General features: G+C 30.6%; 20 protein-coding genes. 2 read left to right on the top strand and 18 right to left on the bottom strand.

What is annotated here, in order from left to right; all coding sequences use genetic code 11:
• Positions 1 to 14: 14 nt before the first annotated feature.
• From CF386_RS08655 to CF386_RS08705, 11 genes are all read right to left on the bottom strand, one after another.
• A complete protein-coding gene (locus CF386_RS08655; protein ID WP_158522352.1) occupies positions 15 to 1139 on the bottom strand; it encodes a DUF4268 domain-containing protein in 1125 nt (374 codons plus the stop codon).
• A 1271-nt stretch (positions 1140 to 2410) separates the two neighbouring features.
• On the bottom strand, positions 2411 to 5443 hold the full coding sequence (locus CF386_RS08660; RefSeq protein WP_089074038.1) for a type I restriction endonuclease subunit R: 3033 nt from the start codon (positions 5441 to 5443) through the stop codon (positions 2411 to 2413).
• Between the two features lie 10 nt (positions 5444 to 5453).
• Positions 5454 to 6101, bottom strand: a complete 648-nt coding sequence (locus CF386_RS08665; protein WP_089074039.1) for a hypothetical protein — start codon at positions 6099 to 6101, stop codon at positions 5454 to 5456.
• Positions 6101 to 7432, bottom strand: coding sequence for a restriction endonuclease subunit S (locus CF386_RS08670; protein ID WP_089074040.1), 1332 nt, complete (start codon positions 7430 to 7432; stop codon positions 6101 to 6103). The genes CF386_RS08665 and CF386_RS08670 overlap by 1 nt, the downstream gene beginning before the upstream one ends.
• Entirely contained in the window at positions 7432 to 9756 is a 2325-nt protein-coding gene (locus CF386_RS08675; RefSeq protein ID WP_089074041.1) for a type I restriction-modification system subunit M, read from the bottom strand. Before CF386_RS08675 ends, CF386_RS08670 begins: the two co-directional genes overlap by 1 nt.
• A gap of 40 nt (positions 9757 to 9796) precedes the next feature.
• The gene (locus CF386_RS08680; RefSeq protein WP_089074042.1) at positions 9797 to 10714 is read right to left on the bottom strand and encodes a restriction endonuclease; all 918 of its coding nucleotides are present in this window, start codon (positions 10712 to 10714) and stop codon (positions 9797 to 9799) included.
• A 423-nt stretch (positions 10715 to 11137) separates the two neighbouring features.
• On the bottom strand, positions 11138 to 11290 hold the full coding sequence (locus tag CF386_RS08685) for a type II toxin -antitoxin system TacA 1-like antitoxin (protein ID WP_318778976.1): 153 nt from the start codon (positions 11288 to 11290) through the stop codon (positions 11138 to 11140).
• A gap of 228 nt (positions 11291 to 11518) precedes the next feature.
• Positions 11519 to 11917, bottom strand: a complete 399-nt coding sequence (locus tag CF386_RS08690; protein WP_089074044.1) for a hypothetical protein — start codon at positions 11915 to 11917, stop codon at positions 11519 to 11521.
• Positions 11918 to 12687: 770 nt separating this feature from the next.
• Positions 12688 to 13482, bottom strand: a complete 795-nt coding sequence (locus CF386_RS08695; RefSeq protein WP_089074045.1) for a phospholipase D-like domain-containing protein — start codon at positions 13480 to 13482, stop codon at positions 12688 to 12690.
• Between the two features lie 202 nt (positions 13483 to 13684).
• The gene (locus CF386_RS08700; protein ID WP_089074046.1) at positions 13685 to 14377 is read right to left on the bottom strand and encodes an aspartate/glutamate racemase family protein; all 693 of its coding nucleotides are present in this window, start codon (positions 14375 to 14377) and stop codon (positions 13685 to 13687) included.
• A gap of 1424 nt (positions 14378 to 15801) precedes the next feature.
• A complete protein-coding gene (locus CF386_RS08705) occupies positions 15802 to 16476 on the bottom strand; it encodes an SET domain-containing protein-lysine N-methyltransferase (protein ID WP_089074047.1) in 675 nt (224 codons plus the stop codon).
• Positions 16477 to 17007: 531 nt separating this feature from the next.
• On the opposite strand from CF386_RS08705, the gene CF386_RS08710 reads away from it, so the two are divergent.
• Complete coding sequence (locus tag CF386_RS08710; RefSeq protein WP_145955038.1) at positions 17008 to 17226, top strand: hypothetical protein; 219 nt, start codon at positions 17008 to 17010, stop codon at positions 17224 to 17226.
• Between the two features lie 501 nt (positions 17227 to 17727).
• Here the strand turns inward: CF386_RS08710 and CF386_RS08715 are convergent.
• The 7 genes from CF386_RS08715 to CF386_RS08745 all read right to left on the bottom strand — a co-directional run bounded on the left by CF386_RS08715 (position 17728) and on the right by CF386_RS08745 (position 23521).
• Positions 17728 to 18003 carry a hypothetical protein gene (locus CF386_RS08715; protein WP_089074049.1) on the bottom strand — a complete coding sequence of 92 codons (276 nt, stop codon included), beginning with the start codon at positions 18001 to 18003 and terminating at the stop codon, positions 17728 to 17730.
• 1 nt (position 18004) lies between these two features.
• Complete coding sequence (locus CF386_RS08720) at positions 18005 to 18517, bottom strand: thermonuclease family protein (protein WP_089074050.1); 513 nt, start codon at positions 18515 to 18517, stop codon at positions 18005 to 18007.
• A 3-nt stretch (positions 18518 to 18520) separates the two neighbouring features.
• A complete protein-coding gene (locus tag CF386_RS08725) occupies positions 18521 to 19213 on the bottom strand; it encodes an LPP20 family lipoprotein (RefSeq protein WP_158522353.1) in 693 nt (230 codons plus the stop codon).
• A 277-nt stretch (positions 19214 to 19490) separates the two neighbouring features.
• Positions 19491 to 19850 (bottom strand): hypothetical protein, encoded by a 360-nt coding sequence (locus CF386_RS08730; RefSeq protein WP_089074052.1) that lies wholly within the window; start codon positions 19848 to 19850, stop codon positions 19491 to 19493.
• Positions 19851 to 19865: 15 nt separating this feature from the next.
• Positions 19866 to 21260, bottom strand: a complete 1395-nt coding sequence (locus CF386_RS08735; RefSeq protein ID WP_089074053.1) for a hypothetical protein — start codon at positions 21258 to 21260, stop codon at positions 19866 to 19868.
• 293 nt (positions 21261 to 21553) lie between these two features.
• Positions 21554 to 22939, bottom strand: coding sequence for a hypothetical protein (locus CF386_RS08740; protein WP_089074054.1), 1386 nt, complete (start codon positions 22937 to 22939; stop codon positions 21554 to 21556).
• 249 nt (positions 22940 to 23188) lie between these two features.
• Positions 23189 to 23521, bottom strand: coding sequence for a hypothetical protein (locus CF386_RS08745; protein WP_089074055.1), 333 nt, complete (start codon positions 23519 to 23521; stop codon positions 23189 to 23191).
• 266 nt (positions 23522 to 23787) lie between these two features.
• Between CF386_RS08745 and CF386_RS08750 the strand changes: the two genes are divergently transcribed.
• Positions 23788 to 25164, top strand: coding sequence for a hypothetical protein (locus tag CF386_RS08750; RefSeq protein WP_089074056.1), 1377 nt, complete (start codon positions 23788 to 23790; stop codon positions 25162 to 25164).
• The last annotated feature ends 97 nt before the right edge of the window (positions 25165 to 25261 follow it).

Consider the following 25261-nt stretch of genomic DNA (forward strand, 5'->3'; position numbering starts at 1 on the left):
TGACAACAGAAAAACTATAATTTGAACTCTTTTTTTATTTGTAATATGTACGGATCTATTACGCGTTCAAGTTGAGTCATATGAGCGACCATCCATGAAGATATCTCATCCCAGCTTTCTTTTTTTTCTATGGTTTTGTCGAATAAAAGAGTTATTTTTGCGGCTTTAAAATCATCCATGCGCTCCCAGTTGACACTCCATTGAATTTGTTTTTCAATATCAGCTTTATTTTGATACAAGTAATCAAAAATTTGCTTGTTTTCATCTTGAGATAAGCGGTCTAAATAAAACTCGGTTGCTGTTTTTCTACCGTTTGCACGAATTCGATAGTTACATGCTGATAAAGAGGATGCATAGACCAAATAATCTCTCGGCTGCGGGCGAATGGATTTAAAAATATCTGCATTTGTTTGTTTCTGAAAGTCACTTAAAACAAGCGTCCAAAAATCGAAAAATTCTTTGCCTTTATTTTGAAGATGTTTTTGTGTTTTTCTTTGATCGATTTCTTTTTGATTAATCCCAATCATTAAATCTTTAGATTCAGGCGTTGGAATAATTTGGTCCACTTTTAAAATTAATTCATCATTCATTTGATATGGCTTTACTTGAATACACTGAAAATCAATACCATGCGTTAATAGCCATAATGCAGAGCTAGTAACCTCTTTACGAAAGTGTGCTGCTACTAAAATAATACGTTGGCTATTTCCTGTATTTAGAGACACTTCTTCAATGTCACTTTTATCAAGAAAGTTTAGAATTAATTCTTCGGCTGAACTTTGTGCATTATATTGGTTTAAATATTTTTGAAAGATATCTAAAATATCTGATTTATTCATATTGACGCAATAAGAAGCATACTTGATGGCTTGCCATAGAACGTCTCGTCCAGAATCATCTAATTTATTTTCGATAATGACCAGTTGGCCATTTTTATCTAGGGCCAATAAATCTAATCTTTCATTAGTATCATCAAAGCCAGAGAACTCTTTTTGAATAATGAGTAAATCTTCTCCAAGAATGGATGGATGTTTTGCAATCCACTCCTGTAAGTGTTGTCTTTCTTTAAAATTTAGCTCTGAAAATGTTTTTTGCGTAATGGGTGTAACTTTGTTTGCTTCCCTGTCAATCTTAAACATCTTTTTTTCCATTAAAAGAATAAATTTATATTTACTCTATAGAGCGCATATCAAATTTATAAACTTGCTTAAATAAATGCGATCAAGTTAACATTTATTTGAGTTTAATTCGTTTTTTCTTATATGAAATAAAGATTTATATATAAAAAAAGAAGCTTTTTTTTGAGTTTTTTTATGGATTTATATTTGTTTAATTTTTGTAATGTTTTTGATTAAATATTCTTAAGTTAAGTGGATTAGGATTACTCGTGTGTAATCTAAAAACATTCAATTTAAATTTTAAATCTAATGGATTTCGACATTATGTCGAAATAAAAAAGATTTCGCTATGTCGAAATAAAAAAAATTTCGACAATATGTCGAAATAAAAAAGATTTCACTATGTCGAAATAAAAAACATTTCGATAGTGTCGAAATAAAAAAGATTTCGACTATATGTCGAAATAAAAAAGTTTTCGACAATGATTAGATATGTCGATAAGTTTTGAATTTAAATTTGTCTCAGATTAGCTTTAAAATTAAATTAAATAAATATTTAATTATTTAATTTAATTTTTTTTAAAAAAAATGGATTATAAGTTAGTTTAAAAAAATTTTTCATTGTTGAATTTTTTTAAATCAAATAAAGCCCGATAGGGAAAATTAGAGCTTATTTGTTGGATTTATATGCAGGTATATTATTATCGCATAATCTTTTCTGAAATCGCCATATAGATGCCTTAAGATGAAATTTATTAAACGAGCAAGCTTTGATTTTTAGCATTTATAGAATTTATAGTTGAATTTTAGATGATAAAATATTCTTGATTATATCAACATTGACCTTGGTTATTTTTTTGAAATGGCCTGTTACAAACAATTTAAATTGAAAAAAAATATCTCATTCTATGACGCTTTTAAGGTATATTCTGCTATTTTTTAAAGCCTCTTTCATGAGATATTTTTCTCAAAACTGTGTCCTTTATAAGTTTTTATTGAGCTTCACAATTGCCCTATTTTGTTTGTTATACATTAAAATTTTTTATCTGATGAATTGAATTATTTATGAATGTTTGTTTTGTTGTAATTGCTTAATAATTGGGATATCAGCTGCAGCCCAATCTAGTTTATCTAATGCATCAATAGATAACCATTGAGCACTGATGTGTTCGATTAAAGTGATTTGTTTTATGATCTGAGTACCTTTTGAATAAGAATTAAAAAAATTAACTTTCGATAAAAATGATTAAAAATTTTTTAATCATTTTTATTAAATGCTAAGTTCACATGTTTCACTTCTTCCTGAACCTATTATACAAGCTCTTAGCTATTTTATTAATAGCAATGTTGCGTATATCAGCGTCACCCATTAAACGCTCAAAAATCTCTTCATTACCTTCCATACGGTCAATTAATATGTTCTCAAAAACCTTTGATAATATCGATGAAAAATCGTTAAAGCTGTTTGCTGAAGCAGCTTCTTTAAGGTCTTCACTTTCAAATGCTTCTTCCTCAATTTGTTCAAAGAACAAACGGTCAGCTTCGGTAAAGTCAGTACCAAATCTTTCGTTGAATACTCTTACTAATTCAGACAATGGAACTTCTTCTTTGGTGGAAGTGCCTGTACCCACATCAGAAGGTCCACCTAAATCATCAGCATTGCCAGATTCCAAGTTTATCGAGCCTTCACTGATTTTTTGTAAACGATAATACTCAAGCTCAACGTCTCCATCTACCTTATAGCCAGGACCTGAAACATCCCTTGGTAGTTTATTTAATAAATAACGTAAATAGGTATAGAGCTTCTCAAGATCAGTATCTTGATAAGGCATCACTTGTGATAAGAAGCTATACATATTTCTAAAATTAACTAATAAGCCTTTAAAATCAGCTTGCGATTCTTCAGCTAACTCAACATATCGTTCTACCGCCAAATCGATAACGCCGTTCATTTTTGCATGGTCATGCACACTTTCTTTGCGCTTGGGTGCGAAGTAAATCGCACAAAAATCATTAATCTCATTGTTATGAATAACTTGGTGTTCATCTATTTGGTTTTGCAAGCGATAAAGGTGGTGTGGATCTGTTAACTCTTCGGCACGAGTTACTTGATAAAAAGGTTTAAATGCTGCAAAAATTTCTTCTGGCTCATTTCTAAAGTCCAAAACAAAAGTATCTTCTTTACCTGCTGTTGTTCTATTCAGGCGTGAAAGCGTCTGTACGGCTTGTATACCTGATAATTTTCTATCAACATACATTGTATGTAACAAAGGTTGATCAAAGCCTGTTTGGTACTTTTCAGCAACTAACAGTACTTTGTAATCATCGGTCTCAAACTCTTCTGGCAAGGATTTTTCAGCAATACCATCATTCATGCCTATTTCAGTATAATTTACGCCTGGCACTTCAGGATCTTCTACTGTACCTGAAAAGGCAACTAAGCTACGTACATCGGTATAACCTTTCTTTTCAATATAGTCATCGAAGGCCTTCTTATAGCGCACCGCATGCAAGCGAGAGTCTGTTACTACCATAGCTTTAGCGCGTTGCCCTATTTTATGACGAACATGCGCCCTAAAGTGCTCAATCATTACTTCAGTTTTTTGTGCAATATTGTATTCATGAAGTGTTAAAAAGCGAGCAAGCGCACGAGCAGCTTTCTTGCGTTCAACATGAGTATCTTCTTCTGCGGTTTGAGTAATTTGGTAGTACGTTTTATAGGTGGTGTAATTGGCTAATACATCGAGTATAAACTTCTCTTCGATTGCCTGACGCATTGTGTAATTGTGAAATGGTGCTAGACCTGTCCTACTATTAGGCTCATCAAATATTTTTAATGTTTTGTACTTTGGCGTTGCAGTGAATGCGAAGAAGCTTAAATTGTCTTGCTTGCCACGGCGAAGCATAGTGCGGATCACTTCGTCCTCGTCGTCTTCTTCATTGTCAGCAATATATTGAGCTGCCTTTTCTTCAACACCATCTTTATTGAGCACATACTTCATATCCATAGCTGTCTCACCAGACTGAGAACTATGAGCTTCGTCAACAATTACAGCGTAACGTTTTCCTTTGGTGCTTAATTCAATAGAGCCTTCGCCATGTTCTTCATTCAACTTTTCAAGTGTTTCAGAAACGAATGGAAATTTTTGTACTGTGGTAATGACTATAGGAGTACCACCTGATAATGCTTTTACTAGCTGGCGCGTGTCTTCATCAATTTTTTCAACGACGCCTTGTTTGTGGTCAAACTGATAAATCGTATCTTGTAGTTGTTGGTCAAGCACTTTTCGATCAGTCACCACAATAACCGAGTGAAATATTTTCTCGTCTTTCTCAGTATGCAAACTTGATAAACGATGTGCCAACCATGCAATTGAATTTGATTTACCTGATCCAGCTGAATGTTGTACTAAGTAGTTTTTACCTGCACCGTTAGTTTTCGAATGGTCAATTAACTTACGCACAACATCTAATTGATGATAGCGCGGGAAAATCATGGTTTCTTTTTTTATTTTCTTTAATACACCATCTTTAAGTATCTTTTTTTCTTCAACCTGCAAATGCATAAAGCGATTGAGAATATCTAATAGGCTGTCACTTTGAAGTACATCACGCCACAGGTATGCAGTTCGGTAACCACCATCTTCTGCAGGAGGATTTCCAGCACCATCATTAAAACCCAAATTAAAGGGCAAGAAAAAGGTTTTTTTACCGCTTAGTCTTGTCGTCATAAAAGCTAAATCAGTATCAACAGCAAAATGTACCAACGCCCCTTTTTTGAATTGAAAAATTGGCTCGTTAGGGTCTCTATCATTCTTATACTGTTTTTTAGAATGTTCAGTAGATTGGTTTGTAAATTTATTTTTTAATTCTAAAGTAACAATAGGTAAGCCATTTAAAAATATTGCCATATCCAGTGATTTGTTGTCTTTGTTAGAAAAGTATAATTGGCGAGTAACAGACAATTCATTCTTATTATAAAGAGCAAGCGTATCGTCGTTTAAATGATTATTAGGAAAAAAGTAAGCGACCTTGAATTTTTTACCAAAGCATTTAAAGCCATTTCGAATAACACTTAGCATTCCTTTCGTGTTGATATGCTTACGAAGATCAGCAATAAGCACGTTATTCGTTTCATCACCATGAATCACTTCAAGGGCTTGCCAAGTTTTTAGCTGAGTATCTTTGATAAAATTGATTAAACGATCTTTTTCAAGACATAATTCAGGATTAAAATCTTTTGAATCACCTTTAATGTATATATCATTTTTAGTTAGGTGATATTCAATCGCATCTTCAAAATGTTCTTCTTTAGTATTTTTCATGGTTACTCCTTTAACTAATCGTCAATTCAATACCATCTAATTGATTTAGGGCTAAACCACTTATTTCATCATAGTGGTAATGTCTTATTGAAGGATCTTTTGACAAGAACTTCTTGTCTGGATCTAAATAAGTCTCCACTTTAACTTTATCGCAATAGGTTAATGCAAATTTTGCCAGCTTCATTGTTTTTTTATGTGTAGTATAAATTTTAATCGTAGACTGGAGCGCCTTACACCAAAGCTCACTAGCGGTCAGTTGTGCAACTACACTGTCCGCTGGTAATGACTTATATTTAAATTCAAAACAATAAATTTTTAGAGCCTTCTTGTGTTGATGGAAAATAATAAAATCACAACGCTTAGACCAAGGTTTACCCTGATCATCTAAAAAATGAAAAAGCGGTTGATGGTCATTTTTATTCCCCTTTTTACTATTACCACCTTTTTTGAGGCTTATTCTAGTATCAAGCTTGATAGCAAATGCCTCACCTTGTTCGACTAGAAGAGGAACTTCAATTTCAATTTCTTTTTCACCATCACTGGTAAATATGTTTTCTTTTAATTTTAAAACATTATGCATATTAGGATGTATCGCATAATAGTCCGTATTTAAATATGATTTTAAGTGCTGAAAATACCCTCTTGCATCCAATGTCATTATGCGACGTCCTCAGGAATATCAATATCTCGAACATCTATCTTTCCTGTTACTGCCGACGTGATAATTGCAGATCTGTATTCTTTTAACTTATGAATTAAATTAAGTGTTGATTGTTTTGATCTATCTAGCTTTTTAAGTTTTTCTTTTAGATAAATTACAATTTCCTTACGTTCAGCTTTGTCAGGAATTGGCACTTCGAATGAGTTAATAACATCTATAGTTAATTGATTAATTGTGCTTGTTAAATATTTACCTGCCTGGTAAGAAAACAGGCTCGAATTGAAAACGAAATATAAGAAATCATTGATATCACTCCTAAAAACTGTTGTAAAAGCGCCGAAAGAACTACCTTTAAACTCTTCTTCAATTAAAGCGTTTTTCCCAATCAATGCTCTGCTACCGTTTCTAGAACAAATCAAAATATCGTCACGGCGAGTGACTAATTTATCTGGTACAGGCATATCCACATATACATTATCTTTATTCACCATTTTCCCTTCTTGTATATTCGAAGCTCTAAGAACAAGATGCCCCTCTCCTTTATTTACAATATCTTTCGGGTCATAAATTAAGCCCATAATTGCAGAACCAACGAACTTAAGTCTTTTGATTTCCCAATGCTCCGGCACATCCCCTAACCAATCAACACCTGAAGGTATTAACTTGACATTTTCATCAAGTCCTTTGGTAACAGCTTTAGTGATCACTGCAATACGTTGTTCTTCTAATCTTTCAATTAACGCTTTTTTCTTTTCAATTAATTGATCAATTTGTTGAGTTTTATAATTTAAAAACGCTGTTATTACTTTTTGTTCATCTATGGCTGGAGCACATATATCAATTAACTTAGTTTTATTCTGATTCATAATTCCAATTGTTGTTGCATTGGATATTATTTTCATTACTTCAATCTTAACTTGTAACGAGTACGCCAAAAATTGAGAGTCTAAAATATCATCAGGGATGATTACATTAATCTGCTGATTGCAAGAAAAGGGAGCTTTTGATAATCCAATTTTCCCAAGTGTTGCGCCTATCCCAATTACCAACACTGAATCAGCAGGAAAGACCTTTACTGCTCCCTGTTCCAGTGCTGATATATTAATTTTACGATTAGAGTTAACCAGTTCTAATCTTCGGTCATCGAAATCAGATGGAGTAAACCAATCTTCAGTTGCGTCTTCGAAATAGCTATCACCAGATGGAGTCGTGCCTGTTGAAACTTGTTTTGAATAATAACGTAATTTTCGAAAACTCCAATGTTCTGGTATCTCACCTAACCAATCTATCCCAGTTTCTTGGTATTTAGGATAAGCTAAATATTCCATTAAACCACCTCCGCAAGCATATCCATAATTTCCTGCTCAAGATTTTTTATGTCGGCTTCAATTTCTGTCAGCTCTCGTGGAGGTTCGTATGTGTAAAAATGACGATTAAAGGGAATTTCATAACCTAACTTAGTTTTGCTGTGGTCAATCCAAGCATCAGGACGATATGGTAATACTTCTTCTGCTAGGTATGCTTCACAGTGTTGCTCGACTAAAGCAAGTAATTGAGAATTATCGACTTTACCTTTATTTTCATAACCAAGTGGCAAAGGTAAGGAGATGTCTTTAGGTAAAGGTACATTTTCGGTATCACTTAAGTCACGATCAGTCTCAAACTCACCTTTGTTATTGGTACATTTTTCGGCCGTTGGGTCTTTTTCACCTAGACTGCCTGGAGCTAGCAAAGCTTTTTTAAGAGAAGCATCAAATTTAATATCAGCATCAACAAAAGCTGGCTTAATTTGCGCTTCAAATACATCACGATTTTTAACAAGATCAGCGTTTATAAAGTCAGGTAGTAAGGACTCAAGTACAAAAATTAACTCTGCTTGTTTAACTTTACCTTCTGCAACTTCCAAGTCCATTGCTGCTATGCTTTTACGCTTTTTACTTGTCGCCAAACCTTTAAAATAAGCAGTCTCTTTAAACGCATTTATACGTTCTTGGTCAACGGTGAAGTTAAGACGAAGTGGACGTTCAACTGTAATTTTTAGATAGCCAAAGTCTTGATTATTAAATACCTTACTAACAGTGACAGTTCTGTTCATGTCACGTATTTTCTTTTTCGGTAATTCTACATTGGTATTTATATCTGCTAATGAAAGCTTTTCTTCATTTTTAAAATCAGCATAAATTTGCGTTAACATTCCTATATGGTCAGGTTCATTTTTATTGCTATCCGACGGCCCTTCACCAATTTTTTTACGTTTATCCCCCAGTGATTTTTTCATTTTCCAGGCGAAGTCAGTGCCGTTGATTAATTGTACTTTGCCACGTCTATCATTAGTATTGTTGCTACCGTCTGATTTTCGGTTAGTGACAATCCAGATATAGGTGTAAATGCCTGTATTATAAAACAGTTGATCAGGCAATGCGACGACAGCTTCTAGCATATCATTTTCAATAATATAACGACGTATGTTGCTTTCGCCACTACCAGCATCACCTGTGAATAAGGGCGAGCCATTAAATACGATGGCAATACGTGAACCATTTTCTGCTTCCTCACCTTCTCGGTGAAGTGGATATTGAGGGGGTGGGTTTTGCATTTTTGACATCATGTGTTGTAAGAATAACAATGCACCATCATTTATCCGTGGCAATCCTGCTCCGAAGCGGCCATTAAAGCCCAACTTTTTATGCTCATGAGTAACGTAATCTTTTTCAGGTTTCCATTCCACACCGAACGGCGGGTTTGCAGCCATGTAATCAAATTTTAAGCCTGGGTGACCATCACCATCAACTCGATCATCTCGTCTAATACCTATGCCTAAAGTGTCTCCAAAAGCAATGTTGTCAGCTTCTTCACCTTTGATCATTAAATCTGACCCACAAATGGCATAAGACTCGGGGTTATACTCTTGACCAAATAATTGCACTCTAGCTTTATCGTTTTGAGCAATAATCTCTTTTTCAGACTCGGATAATATTCCTCCGGTCCCGCATGCTGGATCGTAGATTTTGATAAGGTTGCCAGCAGTGTGGATAGCCTCTTCACCTGTGAAAAGTAAGTTAACGATTAGCCTAACAACTTCACGTGGAGTAAAGTGATCTCCCGCCTCTTGATTCGCTTGCTCATTAAATCGTCTTACCAAGTCTTCAAAGATATAACCCATCTCTAATGATTTAATTTTATTAGGGTGAAAGTCTACGTCTGCAATCGTATTGACTACTTTAAATAGTCGGTTAGCTTCTTCTAATCGTTCAATTTCTTGATCAAAACGGAATTTCTCTAATATCTCTCTTGCTTTTGTTGAAAAGCCAGCAATATACATATTAAGGTTTGACGCAAGATAGTCAGGATCACCTATGAGTCTTTTAAAGGTAAATCCACTGGTATTAAAGAATTTATGCTTAAACTTTTTGAATATTATTTTTTCAATAATTTCAGTATGATTGTCATAATATTTATATTGCTTAAAGAGCTTATTGTATTCTGCCTTTACTTTGTCGACATCTGCCTCAAGTACACAATCGAGACGACGAAGAACCGTAAGTGGAATCATCACACGACGGTATTGAGGAGGTAAATATGGTCCACGCAATAAGTTAGCAATATCCCATATGAGGTCTGAATTCTTTTTTATGTTTTCTGTATTAGCCATTAATTATTCTCAGTAAATTATGTTTAAGCTCGAACTTGTATCAAGCTTCAAAAAATTCTTCGTCTATTTTCTTCAGGTGTAATACCTCTTCATCTCTACTACCGATGTTATATCTCAGCATGAGATTTGCTAATTCTTGTCCATTGATAAGTACTATACGAGTCCCTAAGTCTTGAGCTGTTTGTTTAGCTGAAGAAGTGAAGTTAGAGGTTGTGATAAAGATACCTTTATGTGCTTTTTTTAAATTTAATGCACCAAAGAAGTCACGAATATCAACAGCACCAACATTATTGCCTTCGGCATAACGTTTAGCTTGTATGTATATCTGATCAACACCTAAAGGATCTTGATCTATAACACCATCAATTCCGTTATCACCAGATTTACCTAAAGCATGGGCAGCTCCTTCGCCCGTGCCGCCGTAACCCATGGCTAATAAAAGCTCAATCAGTAAGTCTTCAAAAAAGACAGGGGTAACCTTGCGGGTGCGCTCAAGAATATCTTGTGCTAACGCATCGTTAATTTTTTTGTAAGCAGCACGAAATGCCTCATCAGGCGTGATATCGTCATCATCTTGGCGGGTTTCTATCGCGATGTCAGTGTTTATCTTTTTCTGGTCTTTAAATGCAATAAATTCATCAAATTGCTTTAGGTACTTGTTATCAATAATAGCATTTTTATCCTGAAGCGCTCTTACGCCTCGTTCAGTAATAATAAAATGCGCACGTCTCGTAACCTCTAATAAACCTGCTTTAGTTAAGTAAGTACGTGCCCAGCCTACTCGATTATCGAAAATACTTTGTTTACCGCTTGGTAGCTTTTCTTCTTTTTGTTGATCGGTTAACTCAAACTTGATTGCAAGCTTATTAATAACATCACGAAGTTTTACTTCGTTTCCATTCGCAGCTTCTGCAATCTCAAGAAAAGGACGCATAAATTTTTGGTAATTAGGTATCACAAAATATCCTTATTTTTGTTTTTCAATTTATTTCTTTAAATTAACTTTCTTGGAGCAACATGAAGTATCTCTAAGAAAAAGTAATAGGTTACTTTAACTAAGAAACCAATACATTGTTTTATTCAATTTAAGGTATTACGTAATCTTTACATATGGTCTTTTATTTTTTATGACATGTTCTTAATATTAAACTAGAAATACAATATTAAAAAATAGAGAAAATTACAACAAAAAAAAAGAGTCACGTGATGATATGTTTACAACCGTTTTAAATTTGTCCCTATTTAAAACATTTTGGTATTTAAAGATCGAATAAATGAAACTATTATGTTTTATAAAAATAAGAAACATAAATCAATTGAACCTAAAAAATAATGTTATCACTCTAAAATTAGACTTAAATAATTTTTTTGCCTTCTCAAATTATAAATAATCTTCTTTTTTTGTCCGTTTTAAAGCATCAAGCAAAGCTTCATTAGGACGTTTAGGATGGTTACAAGCAAACATGAATGTATCAAACATGTCATCTTTTAAAATGATGCTTTTATGTTCAAAATTTTTAGCTTTTACTTTCATTTGATATACCCCCATATAACATTTTGGATGGATTTCATCCCTGGATATGGCTCCATATTTTAGCTAATCATATTTCTTTTAAAAATCATTTTCCTTCCCCCTAGCCTATTAAGGCCAAGCTCGGTTCTTAAATTTTGAAAATATTAAAGCCATCATAAGACTAAGTAACTATTTAAGAAGTAGTGAAAGTAGTCATGGGGTTAAATAATTTCCATATAGACTTTACCTTTATCTCGCCAAATAAAATTGTGTAAGCTTATAAACTATTTCAATTCCCTCAGTACCAAAATCTAACATTATTTCAAGAGGTGAAGAGCCCTTTAGTCTTTCATTGGGCCTTTTGACGAACCCATAACAAACACTATTTTGAGGATATAAGATTCTCAAATTCTTATGCGTATTCAGTAACAATACAGCTCTGCTGATATCTTGCTCCGAATGAAACCAAGCATCACTTTGTTGGTATTTATGAAGTTCACTAGGACTTATATGACCCAGCAAGTTTGCTTGCTCTGTTTCTGTTATATTCCATAATGAAAAAAGCTTGCATATCATTTTCGTTATATTCTTAAAATCTTCATCTTTTAAGTTAGATGAAACTGATAAGTCATCATAATTTGTTTCCATATCAACCTCACTGAATATTTTTCTTTTATAATAAAGTTATATACTTTTTTGAAAAAAAACTCAAGCTTATTTTTTGTTTAACTTATTGTTTTTTAATGACTTTATTTTGTTTTTTTGATAAAATTACAACATATTTCATCTCATGAAAATATATATATTTTATGAACAATCAATTTAAATTGAATTGATTAAAATTAATTTGAACTATTTTGAAAAGTACCACTCTATATAGGTGTTAGAATTTTTTTCATTTTTTCTTGTTTATTAATATTTGTTTTAATGAACCATTGATATTTTTGAAGTTATATTTTGTGAAAACTATAGTCAAATACGAATTATAACGATGGCTGTAACATTATAAGACTAGCTCTTTAAACTTAATATCTAAGTGTTATGAAAGTAGTTAATTTATCTAGCATAACTGTATGTATTAATTGTATGATCTTTGAAAAGTTATTAGTCTATTGATTAATTAGTTACTTTATTTAATGATATTTACCAAATAAATGGATTTACTTAAATAAAATATAATTATAATCTTTGGGTAACAATGGACTATCTAATATTAATTTGTCGAATACACAAAAATAATATAGTCATAATTTTAAAAGCTGATTGTGATTTTGCGTGGATCTTTTTGTAATGACTATTTAGTAATAATCTTTGAAAAAAATAAGCTGAATCATTTATAAAATCATGTTTTACCAATCAGAATTATTTAAAATAAATTACCATTTTCATTAAATATTAATTTCTCATTCCTTTTAAAATCATTTTTTTTCTTTAAATATTAATTTCTCATTCCTTTTAAAATCATTTTTTTTCTGTAGAGCAAAATTTTTATCTCTATGGATATACAAACTTTCATATTTTTGAAAAGCGTTCTGAGATATATTTTGCGAACCTATTAAAACAATTTCATTATCAAAGATACAGGTCTTATCATGAGAATCTACATACTCACAATTAACTCCATTCCGACGAAACAAATCATAAGCTGTCAAATTATTACCATTTTCATCTATAAAAATATCACAATTAATACCTTGATGATGTTTGTCTATTATCTTATAAATAAATGTTTTGTGAGTAATAGTATACATGTTCATCCAAATTTCTTCACGAGCATTATGTAGGCATGCCATCGTAATTTCTTCTCTATCTTCATTTTTGACAAGACCAAATCCATTTTTTGAATGAGAAACAGTTAATGTGGGTCGAAATGAAAAGCTATTTTCGTTAAATGAAAACTTATATCCATACGGAATCAAAAGATGATTTAATTGAACAAAAAATAATTTATGGTCCTGAGTTGTTTTGTAAAAAAAATACACTAATTCAGATAGAATATCCTCAAAGGCCATATTGTTATTTATCATTAAAGCCAAAAGATAAGACTTAATTTTATCTACATTATTCACATAAGGAAAATCAAATTCTATACTTGGCTCACTTAAAATAAAATCACTGTAATTTGATGATTCAAATAAATTAATTAATTGTGGCTCTAAAATATCCCATAATTGATTAAATGTATTTGTTTCTAAATTTAATGTATTTTGCATAACTTCTTCCTCTCTTGTGTTTTATTAAACAAAACCAGTTTACCATAGGCTTTTAAATGAGGAAATTTCATAGAGTATTTAAGTAATTGATATAATTAGGTTTTTTGTGTTTTGTAATTTTTTTTAAATATATAAAGAATTTAATACAATCCTAGTATTTTTTACTAAATTATTTTATGTATGAGTTATTTATAAAAGCTAATTATTTTCTATATTCATCAATAATTGACTGCGCAAGACATTTTGATGAATCAATCACAAGTATATTGTCTGATAAAGCTTCTGTTACGACTTGACTGATATCGGTGCATCCTATAATCACAGCTTCGACATTATGTTTTTGAATCCATGCTTTTAAATTTTTAATATGTTCTTCTACGACCTGAGGGCACTCATTTCTTTTGACACTATTAATTAATTGATTGGAAATAGTTTGTAACTTTGAATCACAAAGTATGGTTCTATCTCTTTCTTTTAGGAAGTTTTGGTAAATACCGGACTCCATAGTGGATTCTGTCGCAAGTAGCGCTATGGATTGAATAGAATCGGGAATGCGTTGACAGGTTGCTTCTACAATATGCAGCAGTTTAATATCTAAAGATTCTTGCAAAGCATCATAATATTGATGCGCTGTGTTACAAGGCATAGCAATAAAATCAACGCCATAAGATTCAAGTTGCGTTAAGCCTTTTTCAATCGCAGCTTGCATCAATTTATGGTCTATCGGTTTATTGATATAAAAAGGTGTCGGCAGTGAATAAATTAGTACATGTGGATAATCCATATCATTTTGGGCGTTAAACTTAAGTTGCCACTCTTTCATCAAGATATCGACAAATGGTGCTGTAGACATAGGTCCCATGCCTGCTAAAATTCCAATGACCTTATCTTTCATAATTTAAATATCCTATACATTTGAATGATTTATACACTGATATGATGGTGTAATGAAACTTTTATAAAAAATAGTTTAAATAATTTGAACTATTTTGAAAAGTACGACTCTATATAGGTGTTAGAATTTTTTTCATTTTTCCTTGTTTATTTATATTCATTTTTTTTGAAGCCCTCACACTGTTGAGGGTTTTTTTATATTGGTTATCTTAATGTTTTTTACTCTGTTATATTGTTTGATTACTTTTAGTAAGGTAAATTGTGTGTCGTCAAACCCGTGTCATCTTGCATCTTTATGATATGTGGAACTAAGATGAACTTCTTTTGTTAAATTACTTGTGCTATGTCATTAGGGTGACAAGCTTTTCTATATTGAAAACTTTAATGCTGAAATGTTTCTGGCTTTTATGGATTTTGTTTATGCTATTTTATAAAAATCCAATAACATAAAAATAATTGAACAAAAGCCCCACGATGCAGCAAATAAAAAAATTAATTTATAATAAGGTCGACCACTTGGCTTAAAATATAGTTTTGTGAAAAATAGAGTTGATAGCACATTAAATAGTATGATTGGTATAAGCATATATAATAAACCCTAAATTTATTCTTTTGAATAAGCCTATATTTGAATGAAAGTTAAATGGATTAATTGTATATTTTTTTGAATCTATATCACTTAATTAAATACCTCATTATACGAGTCATTATAAAAATATTGGGTTTCTAAAAAATAAAACTAATATCAGATGGACGATGCATATAACCTCTTCATGCTCACTATTTTATAAACAGCGTTTTTCATAAAGTACTCAAAGGAAGTAATAACACGCTAGAACTAATCCGTAAAAAAGATATCTGGATATATTTTTACTTTTATCTCTTTAGGCAAAATCCAATTAAAGGGAATGGAGCTAGTGAGAAAAATTTAAAAAAACAGCTGATGCTTTTGGAAAAAAAATTGCCTAATATTGTAAAATTAACAAGATTAGTAGTTGTTGTACTGATAAAAAAAATTACTTGAATAAGAGTATGGAAGTTGAAAACATCGATGCGATGAGTGAATTAAATAGGATTAGCATGATCTAGTTTTCTTTACATGGGGTTTTCTAAGTTCTTTTTAACGAGCCTGGATATTTTTATTTTTTAAACTAAAAAATAATTGACTGCCAAGACACTTTGAGGAATCAATCACAAGTGTATTATCAGATAAAGCTGCAATTACTATCTGGCTGATAACAGTGCACCCTACTATAGCGCCTTCTACATTATACTTTTGAGTTCATGTTTTTAAATTTTGAATGTACTCTTTTACGATCTACTAGCACTCATTCCTTTTGACACTATTGATTAATGTGTTGGAAATGGTTTGAAGACCTTATGATTAAAAGTCTTCTTGGCGCATGTTAACTAAATATTTTAATGTTATAAGCATAATACTTCAGATTCACATTTAGAGCATTGACATGAGAACCCACATGATGATTGAAGAGTTTGCTGTCTAGTATTAAAATCATAATTAGAAAAATGTTCATCAATATAACTGAAAGTAATTTCATCGCCTTCATTTATGTCTTTAGAAGCTATTAACTTTACGGTTTTACTATTAAAATCTTCAGAAGAATTCAAGTGGCTTTTTACGATTGTGTTAGGATCACAGCTATGATTACCCTTATTAATGTATTTTGAAAGCTGTAATCTTATCTTTTTGACTTCATTGTACTGAAGTAAAATTACTTTTATATGATGTGCACAAACAATTTCCCATATTTCAATTAATTTATTAAGAGGTTTGCCTGTTCTTTTTGATAGTTTCTTTAAAAATCTCATATCGTCCTTTGAAGGTACATAGGAATTTGATTGATTAGATTTTAAGTTGAATGAATCAAAATTAACTTTATTTTTGTTGTCAGTAACAATAGCCCGTACTAAAAAGCATGAATCACAAGCAGGATCCATAAAATCTTTATATTGTAATATTGTAAAGACATTACACTTTTCAACCAAAACAACATCGCCTTTTTTTATGTTTTTTGTTGCAATTAAACCTTCACCATATTTAATGTTACCAATCATAACATTATTAGTATTTAAAACCATTTTTATCTCCTATCCTAAAAAACACGTAATTTATTACAAAAATATGTAATTAAGATGGTACATTAACTTAAAAAGTTAAATTTGTAAACTATTGATTTTGATCAATTTATTTTTTTATTTTTTAATTTACCCGATGTCAACTACATTCGGTCCCGAAACGTTCATTTTTGGACAAGTTCTTTTTCTAGATCACATGCTAAAATATCTTTACTACTCATCAATATTTAACCTCAAGATATTGACTTATATAGATATATTTATCTTATTTATATAGCAATATTATCTTTGTAGTAAAGTCACTGCGGAACATAAGGGATTTTTAATCAATCAGTTCCTTATTAACAAATCTACAAATTTAACAAAACATATAAAATTATTTTTAATTTCTTTAATAGAAGGACGAAGAAAAAAACGCACGATTAAAAAAAACACACAATATAACTCACATAAAACAAACACAATCAAAATTAAATAAAATTAATATAAAAACTCGAAAAATCACGTCTGAAGATTACTCAAAACAATTATTTGATGATGATCTTGGCGCCTGTTGCTCCGATTATATTTAGGATGCTAGATTATGTAGAGATTTTAGTAGGTTACTATAATGGAGTTTTTTATTATCAAGGTAAAATATTTAATTTTATTGATTTAAAGCAGTTTATGTTATCTTCTGTAATCTTACTGGATACCAAGGCTATTGAAAAAATTAGTGAAAGGTTAACAAATTTTAACAGTAATATTGATTAAAAAAGGTACTAAAGAAAGTTGGAACAAAACGTTTTTATAATTAATAGGTTTGTAACAATGAAATATATAATATTAATTTATCGAATAAACAAAAAATAACATAGTCTTACTTTTAAAAGCTGATTGTGATATTTTTCGTTGATTCTTCTGTAATGACTATTTAGTAATAATCTTTGAAAATAATAAGGTAAATCATTTATAAAATTCTGTTTTACCAACAAGAGTTATTTAAAATAAATTACCATTTATACACATTACCAAATCAAAAATTGCTTTTATTTTTTACTCTCTAACAAAAGATGTAATGTTTTTATTAATATTTATTGCATTCATAATGCAATTACTTATTAGTTTAAGATAAATCTATTCTAACCCTAATGAGTGCAAGAACAAATCTTACAGAGTATTTTATACTTGATTTGCCTAACAGTTCATAAACAATTACAAAGAAATTTTATTTAAAAAAAGCTTTCCAAAAAAAAACAGTGATAGAGAACCATTTTAAAATTCGTTTTGTTCTGAATCGTAATGGACGCTTGTATGATCTGTCGGGTGGTTAATAACAAAATAATCATCTTCTTGCAAAATGCTTTTGTGCGAAACAGCCTTTTTCTTATGTGTTTGTGTCTTTGCTTCCGCTTCCGTTTCTGTATCTGTATCTGTATCTGTATTTGCATCAATTTCAGTTATGTTTGTAGAATCCATTGCATATAGAACAATAAACCCTACAACAATTAAAACGACTACAAAAAAAAACACTAAGTAAAAATGAAACACTTCACTTTCCTCTTCTTACCTTTGATGGCTCTCTCATATTTAAAGCAAACAGCCCTTTTTTGTTTACTTTCGCTTGTTCAAATGCTCGATAATAATCTTTATCTTTACAATACTTTTTATAAACGTAAGCGTAACCTTCTTGGACTGTGATTAAGTTGATATTATATTTTTGATTACCTTTGATGCCATAGACAGTAGTAATAAAACGTTTATATCGGTCTTGTCCTGATAGGTCTAATTGTAAATATTTAAATTGACCAATTAGATCTGAAACAAATTGGCTGGCAATTTTTCCGTGTTGTTTATCCTCATAGGTTCCGTATCTTGCCTTTTCAGGTGTATCTATACAACTGGAGCGAGTTTTAATGGTGCGACCTTTATATTTTACGCTTAGTGAATCTCCATCAACTACACGAACATTTTTTGTGGTAACTGTGATAGTTTCAGCAACAGCTAGTGTGCCGAAACTCAATGCAATAATAATGCTAACCAATATTAGTTTAAAATCTCTCATGCTCTACTCCAAATTATCTGATAGGTCGATTGGATTTAAACCATTTAAGTTATTGTTATTGGCTACAAAAGGTGTAACAACCGCATCATCATTTGCTAATGGTTGAACACGATCCAGTAAATCTTTGAATTTTTGTTTGTTACTTGCATCTAACTCGTCTTTCATTTTTTCTTGGACAATTCGATTAAATTCTTTAAATGTTAGCTCTACCAACATAAAGGTGTGGTACTGACCATGAATCGGCACAATTTGTTGTTTAACGATTTCAAATCCTGAAACATCGGACTGAATCAAGTTATCGACCAATCTTTCATAAGAAGAGTTGCTTTCGATATTCATGCTATCAGCTGAAACACTTCGAACCTGTGCAGTTATTTGAGAATTCATCTTTTCAGCAATTTTCATCTGTGCATCAATCTGACTTTTTTGCAGGGATAAATTGAGGGTATTGGATTGTCCGATACCCACAGCATAAACAGCTCGACTATCGACAGGATGTTTTTCCAATGCCCATTTAGGGATTTTAGAAAGTTTTTGCTCCGCTCTGGCTTGAGCTATTTCTTCGGCAGCGAGTTGATGCTCATATTTTGCCATTTGATCATCATAAGCACTAGAGCTACAACCCATAAGTAGTTGCGTGGTTATAAAAAATACAGTAAATGTAAAAGCTAGTTTTAGAAATTTAAATAAAAACATACCATTCTCCTTAATCATGTTTTCTATATTCATTATAAAGATTAATCAATTTATCAAAGCATCATAAAAAGTTTTAACTTGTTGTATTTTTTGATAAAAACTAACCTATAAAAAAAAGTTTATGATTTAGGAACATTTTTCGTTTTAATCAGCTGACGCTTACAACAAAATCCATGACTTGAAATTTTGGTAATGCTCACTAGCTCTTTGACTTTAAAATTATCTTTGTTAAAAGCAATTTTGTTTTGGAATGTTCCATTTCCTATCTCTCCTATCTTTAGTATTGAACAATTTGAACACAATATAATCTAATCGACTGATCATAATGCTCTTTTAAAATTTTAGTTCGAATAAAATGCTCGGAGCTGATCTCTATATCATTTTCAATATGCGTGTAACCATTATTCAAAGTTTTTGCTTTTCTTTGAGCAGTCACAAACCCACCTTTTTTTTGAGCCAAATTCCCTTTGGCTTTAACCAGTGCAATTTGTTTCGCATCTTCTTTAGAGCCTGAAACACTTTGACAAGCAGAACCCATTTGTTGTGTTTCGTGTGCTAACCACTTATCACGAATGTTATGATCACTGGCAAATGTCAGGGTTGATATAAAAATTAAAGCAATTAAATATTTCATCATAAGACCGCATCCTTGTTATCTACTAGTATATAAATCTTGGCGGTCACAAATAGATTTAGGTTTATTTCTGTATTTATCTATCAGAAAATTTAATCCATCTTGAATAACTTCAGAACGAAGAACCTTATAATCTCTACTAGGAATGGCTTTTGTTTTAATACGAGTTAAGGAATCAACATGAAGAGCAAAAACATGAATATCAACTATTCTAACTAAGTCAGGTTTAAAATTAAAACTTTGATTCACATGTGAAAGATTCAAAGTATCCCAATCATCCCAGCTTTCAGCTACATGTTGATAGAGAATATTATTATCCTGACAAATCTCAGTGACATAATAGACTTGATTTTGATGAATATATTTTTTAATTCGATCTTGTAATGAGCCATATTTATAATGATAACCATGTCTATCTTTTCTTCTCGTTAAATCATATTTCTTAAAAAAAGCATCAATTTTGGATTCAACATTAGCTTTAAATTGGTATTTCATTTCTAAACGAATCTGATAAAAAAGAATAAGATTAGGATCATTCATATTATAATATTTTTTTGTTAATTCTATAGACGCTCTTTTACTTAAACCTTGATATTTTTGAATAAACTTTCTCGCATGAACTAAAGATGCACTCGCTTTATAGCCAAATTGTTCAGGTTCAATATCATAAATAGAACCTTTAACCTTTTGAGCATTATAATGTTTAATCATAAAGTTAATGATTTGGTCCCACTCTTGTTTAGCAGTTTGAAAAGTTTGTTCTTTTTTGCTTAACATATTACGCAACTCATTGTGTTGAAAGATTGCTAAAATTCCATTGTGATAGTTGGATCGCATATCCTGTAAGATTTGGATACGTCTTTTGTAGTTTTTTACATTATCGGTTTTGACTTGTTGAGTTAACAGCATAAACTCTTTCGATAATTTGAGATTCAAATTTTTAACTTTATTGAGCTGTCTTTTTAATTTTTGATCACTTCTAATATTATCTAACTGTTCTTGAATGATTTTCTTTGAAACATATAGATATGCTTGCCCTTTCAATAATATTTTATTTCCGTATTTTGTCGATACAGTTTTTTGAGTAAACTTAGGCGATGGTAGAAGAACTTTAATATGAGCAAGTGAAATCACTTCAATATCAGATTGATTGATCTCTTGTTTAACTTTTTGGGTTTTTATGACAAATGAACCAACGGTTTCAGCGACTTTTATTTTAATTAACTCTAATAAAATTCTTTCAGCCTGTAGCTTGGATTCATGCTCTGAGATTAAATAACTCCCAACCCCTTTAAATTTATAATAGGTGTTTGTTTCTCCAATTTTTTGAATGTTAATTTTTTTAGCTTCAGTTAAGGTACTCAACGTAAGAACAAAAAATAATAAAATATGAGTTTTTAATGTATTAAACAATTTTTGTCTCCACTTTTAAATGAATAACTTTATTTAAACCCAGTAAATATTCGTACAAAACAAACATATAAATATATTTTTTTATAAAATAAAAATCTAACTTTTATAATTGATATTTTAAAACGGTTGAAAAAATCTAAAATAAAATACTATCTAAATATTTGTGATGGATATTACAGTAAAAATCTAAAAATATGTTAAATTAAAAAATTTTTTAATCGTTTTTTATATGAAGATCGTTTTAAGCATTAATGATTGGTAAATTTTGATGAGCTTTAAATATTTTTTAATCCTTATCTTTGAAGAACTGTTAAAACATCATCTTTTGAACACAAGCTGTGGACTTTTTTAGAACGATTATGAATGATGTAACTTGGATAATCAGACAGTTGATCTTTATATGTGTGTAGATGATATTGGTGGGTACGAAAAACTGATTGTTTAATGCTACCTACATTTTTGACATGCAATTTTGAGACAATAAAATTTACTGTTCGTGTTCGGTTATATTCAAAATAAAAGGTTAATTTATCAGGACTTTCAAGGATTTGATCTATAACGAATTGATATTGTTGGTCTAAGTCGCTATGACATAACTCAAAAGCAAATAAAAGACTATTTTTTTCTATCACATCAATAATTTTATTGGCAAGAACGCTATTGACGTTTCTTTTAAAACGAAAGCCAATTCCATATTTGGTACTGTTTTTATCAAATTCTCGCTGATCAAAGGTATTATATTTAATACCATACTTTTTGAAAAAACGTATCATGCGATCTTGAATACGGCTATCCATACGAGTTTTAAATTTCATGCTTATTTCATACAAAGTGGTATTCATAACCGCTCGATCTTTTGGCGTGTATTCTGCTCTAAAGGTTCGGTTAAATTGGTGCATATTGTCACGATAGATTAAAGCTAAATTACTGCTTCTCACTTCTAATACTTCATAGTCATCTGCGACAGCTTCAACCGTATAGCTTTGTTCCATCTCCTTTAATATGGCAAGCCATTCTTTTACAGCTCCCACGAAGACTTCTATCTTTGGAACAGCTTGGCGATAGATTTCATTTTTATTAAACAGAAATACTACATCTTTTTCATTAAGATTTAAGTCTCGAATTAAATTATGTTGCGTTCTGACTTCTTGAGGAGTCATTTGCTTTTTGCTTTGCTTTAATAGTTGGTTACGCAGTCTTTTATTTTTATTTTGTAATTGTTGTAATTTTCTCAGCATTGTTTCATTTTTTTTGACAATGCTTAATTGCTGTTTAATTTTGTCAACATGAACACGCAAGACAAACTGTGCCATCATTAAAATGCGGTCTTTATTTTTAAAGCGAACGGTTTTTAATGTATATTTGTCTTGAATGATTTGAATATGGGCAAGTGATAAGACTTCAATGGCTTTTTTGTAAGCAGTATTTTTAACAGTCTCACGCTGAATCACATAAGTACCTAATTGATTGGTTAAAGCAATTTTAGATTTTTGTTTTAAAAAGTTTTGTGCTTGTAGTTTGGTTTCATAATCTGTCATTAAATACTCAGATTTTACGGAATAGTCTTGATACATTGATTTTGTTTTGATTAATTTAATAGCTACACCTGAGGAAAATACAGAATTAGAAAAAATTAAAGTTAAACAACAGAATAATATATTTAAATTAAAAACCTTCATTTTCTATTCCTTTTTCAAACATATTCATTATTAACGGAAGAAAATTTAAATAATAAAAACAATTCATCAAACATGTGACAAATTTCAACAAATAAAGCTTAAACATCACTAAATTTATAGATTTATAAAGCTGCGTAATGACTTAAATTATGCAAATTTAAATATTGCTAATGAAAGACCGTTCACCTTTGTTTTTTTAATCAATTGTAAATTTTATAATTTTTAATACGCTATAAATTATTAGCTAATTTAGTTTTTTAAGATTTGGTTTTTACTATATTCACGACCTTTAACTTCTGTGTAAATAATACAAATTAAAGTTACGCTAAATTTTAAAATAATTACTACTATCATCTGCATATACACAGCACTAAAGATAGACGAATTAAAATTAATATTTCTTATGAAGTGATCAATTTGCATAACTCCAATAAATATTAAACCTATAACGATTGCTGATAAAATTCGATTGATATTTTTGACTAAATTAACTTTGTTGAGATTTTCCAAACTATATTGTTTTTTACAATAAAAACCTAGTACAACACAACCGATAATATTTAATATAATTAATATATCCATGAACACTTCCTCTGTTTTACACTCATAATCAAGTCTTTAATTTAATTATTGATTTAAAACGGACACTTTTATCATAAATAAAATCAGGTATAAATATTTGTGATTAAACTCAACATAAATCTAAAATTAAGTGATAATTAAGGATTTTTATTTACGTGGACACTCTCTTTTTTTGAAGTTGTTCCATAATTATATTTTTGTTTTTAGTGACACAAATATCCACAGCTAAAATTTAACACGATGATAAAAAAGTTAGGAATTTTTAGATGAATAAAAGATTAATGTTAATTATATTTTCAACGATGTTACTAGCAGGATGTGGCCAATCTGGTTGTGATGATTTATCAATTCAGGATGATATTTTATTACGTGAAGGAATGTTAACGAATGATAATATTAAAGGAGCGCAACAGATCCCAGGGTTTAAAAACACCGTGATAAATGTTAAAGAAATCAAACACCAAAATAACGAATTTGTTTGTGAGGCTCATATACAAAATGAAGCTACTTTTTCTAATCTTTGGGTTCAATTATCTAAAGCAAAAAACCCCGAAATCATAGAGTGGATGAAAGATAAAAATTGGATTAATGAATTAGCAAGTGATTTATATAAACCTTTACGCGATCAAGATTTCTCAGATTCAGTAAAGGATCAAGTTTTTAAGGTACAAACTAAAATTGTTTATTCAGTCCAATCTACGGCAGATAAAAAATTTGAGCTAAAGGCTTATCGATTGGATGATAAAAATGATTTTTATGCTTATGATTTAGCAAAACAAATCAGACCTGAATTTGACTCATTTGTTCAGAAAAGAAAATTAGAAAGAGAAAAAAATGCTATTGAATTAGGGTACGAAAGTTTTGCACAACAAAATGAAGTTGAAAATCGCTTGAAAAATGCTGAAAAAGCTGTCAAAAAACAACAAAATGATATTAAAAGATATGAAGATAATATAACTAAGGTGAACTCTTCCATTAAAGATTTACAAAAAGAAATGTCAAGTAACCTTGAATCAATACAAACATTAAAAAATACTGCGGACCAGTTTGATGAAAAACTGAAAAATAAGGTATTTATCTCTAAAAATGAGTTCATAAAATTTTCAAATTTAAAAATCGTTAAAGGTAAAGGTCCCTTTGATGGACCAAATGTAGAGATAGTTGGAAAAGCAAAGAATATATCAACTGCTTTTATTGATAGTGTTCAATTATCAGGTATTGTTTGGAGTGACCGAGCTGGTGAGATTAAGCTAGATGGTACCTGGGTTTTCTTTGGGAGTGGTGGCTTGGAGCCTGGGCAAACTAAGGCAATTTCTATATATTTATATAAAAGTTTTATGCCAGTAGGAGGGACAACTAATATTAAACTTTTTGCAAAATCAAATAAATTTGGCTATTGGGGCTCGGTTCAAAAATATGAGGATGGAAGAGGAAGATATCATCAACTTGATTTAGCTGAAGATCCAAGAGCTCTTTATAAAATAAAATTAACTGCTTTATCTAAAAATAAAAATGAGCTTAAATTATTGCAAAATAAGCTTAGTAAAAACAATAAAGAACTTGCTGCATCCGAGCTTGCTCTTACAGAAGCAAAAACAGCTCTTAAAATGGCAAAAGATTCAGTTCCTGCTCTAAAAAATTAAACTTATTGATACATTGTTAATGTTATTAATTAACTGTATAAGCCCAAACATATGTAAGGGTTTTTTATTTTTGATGCTTTAAGTTAGGTTATCTTCT

The sequence above is a fragment of the Paraphotobacterium marinum genome, from assembly GCF_002216855.1.
GTDB classification, from domain to species: Bacteria; Pseudomonadota; Gammaproteobacteria; order Enterobacterales; family Vibrionaceae; genus Paraphotobacterium; species Paraphotobacterium marinum.

What these genes read in the sequence shown, in the direction of transcription:
- CF386_RS08655 (WP_158522352.1), bottom strand. Translation starts at nt 1,139, where the DNA reads ATGTTTAAGATTGACAGGGAAGCAAACAAAGTTACACCCATTACGCAA.
- CF386_RS08660 (WP_089074038.1), bottom strand. Translation starts at nt 5,443, where the DNA reads ATGAAAAATACTAAAGAAGAACATTTTGAAGATGCGATTGAATATCAC.
- CF386_RS08665 (WP_089074039.1), bottom strand. Translation starts at nt 6,101, where the DNA reads ATGACATTGGATGCAAGAGGGTATTTTCAGCACTTAAAATCATATTTA.
- CF386_RS08670 (WP_089074040.1), bottom strand. Translation starts at nt 7,432, where the DNA reads ATGGAATATTTAGCTTATCCTAAATACCAAGAAACTGGGATAGATTGG.
- CF386_RS08675 (WP_089074041.1), bottom strand. Translation starts at nt 9,756, where the DNA reads ATGGCTAATACAGAAAACATAAAAAAGAATTCAGACCTCATATGGGAT.
- CF386_RS08685 (WP_318778976.1), bottom strand. Translation starts at nt 11,290, where the DNA reads ATGAAAGTAAAAGCTAAAAATTTTGAACATAAAAGCATCATTTTAAAA.
- CF386_RS08690 (WP_089074044.1), bottom strand. Translation starts at nt 11,917, where the DNA reads ATGGAAACAAATTATGATGACTTATCAGTTTCATCTAACTTAAAAGAT.
- CF386_RS08695 (WP_089074045.1), bottom strand. Translation starts at nt 13,482, where the DNA reads ATGCAAAATACATTAAATTTAGAAACAAATACATTTAATCAATTATGG.
- CF386_RS08700 (WP_089074046.1), bottom strand. Translation starts at nt 14,377, where the DNA reads ATGAAAGATAAGGTCATTGGAATTTTAGCAGGCATGGGACCTATGTCT.
- CF386_RS08705 (WP_089074047.1), bottom strand. Translation starts at nt 16,476, where the DNA reads ATGGTTTTAAATACTAATAATGTTATGATTGGTAACATTAAATATGGT.
- CF386_RS08710 (WP_145955038.1), top strand. Translation starts at nt 17,008, where the DNA reads ATGATGATCTTGGCGCCTGTTGCTCCGATTATATTTAGGATGCTAGAT.
- CF386_RS08720 (WP_089074050.1), bottom strand. Translation starts at nt 18,517, where the DNA reads ATGAGAGATTTTAAACTAATATTGGTTAGCATTATTATTGCATTGAGT.
- CF386_RS08725 (WP_158522353.1), bottom strand. Translation starts at nt 19,213, where the DNA reads ATGTTTTTATTTAAATTTCTAAAACTAGCTTTTACATTTACTGTATTT.
- CF386_RS08730 (WP_089074052.1), bottom strand. Translation starts at nt 19,850, where the DNA reads ATGATGAAATATTTAATTGCTTTAATTTTTATATCAACCCTGACATTT.
- CF386_RS08740 (WP_089074054.1), bottom strand. Translation starts at nt 22,939, where the DNA reads ATGAAGGTTTTTAATTTAAATATATTATTCTGTTGTTTAACTTTAATT.
- CF386_RS08745 (WP_089074055.1), bottom strand. Translation starts at nt 23,521, where the DNA reads ATGGATATATTAATTATATTAAATATTATCGGTTGTGTTGTACTAGGT.
- CF386_RS08750 (WP_089074056.1), top strand. Translation starts at nt 23,788, where the DNA reads ATGAATAAAAGATTAATGTTAATTATATTTTCAACGATGTTACTAGCA.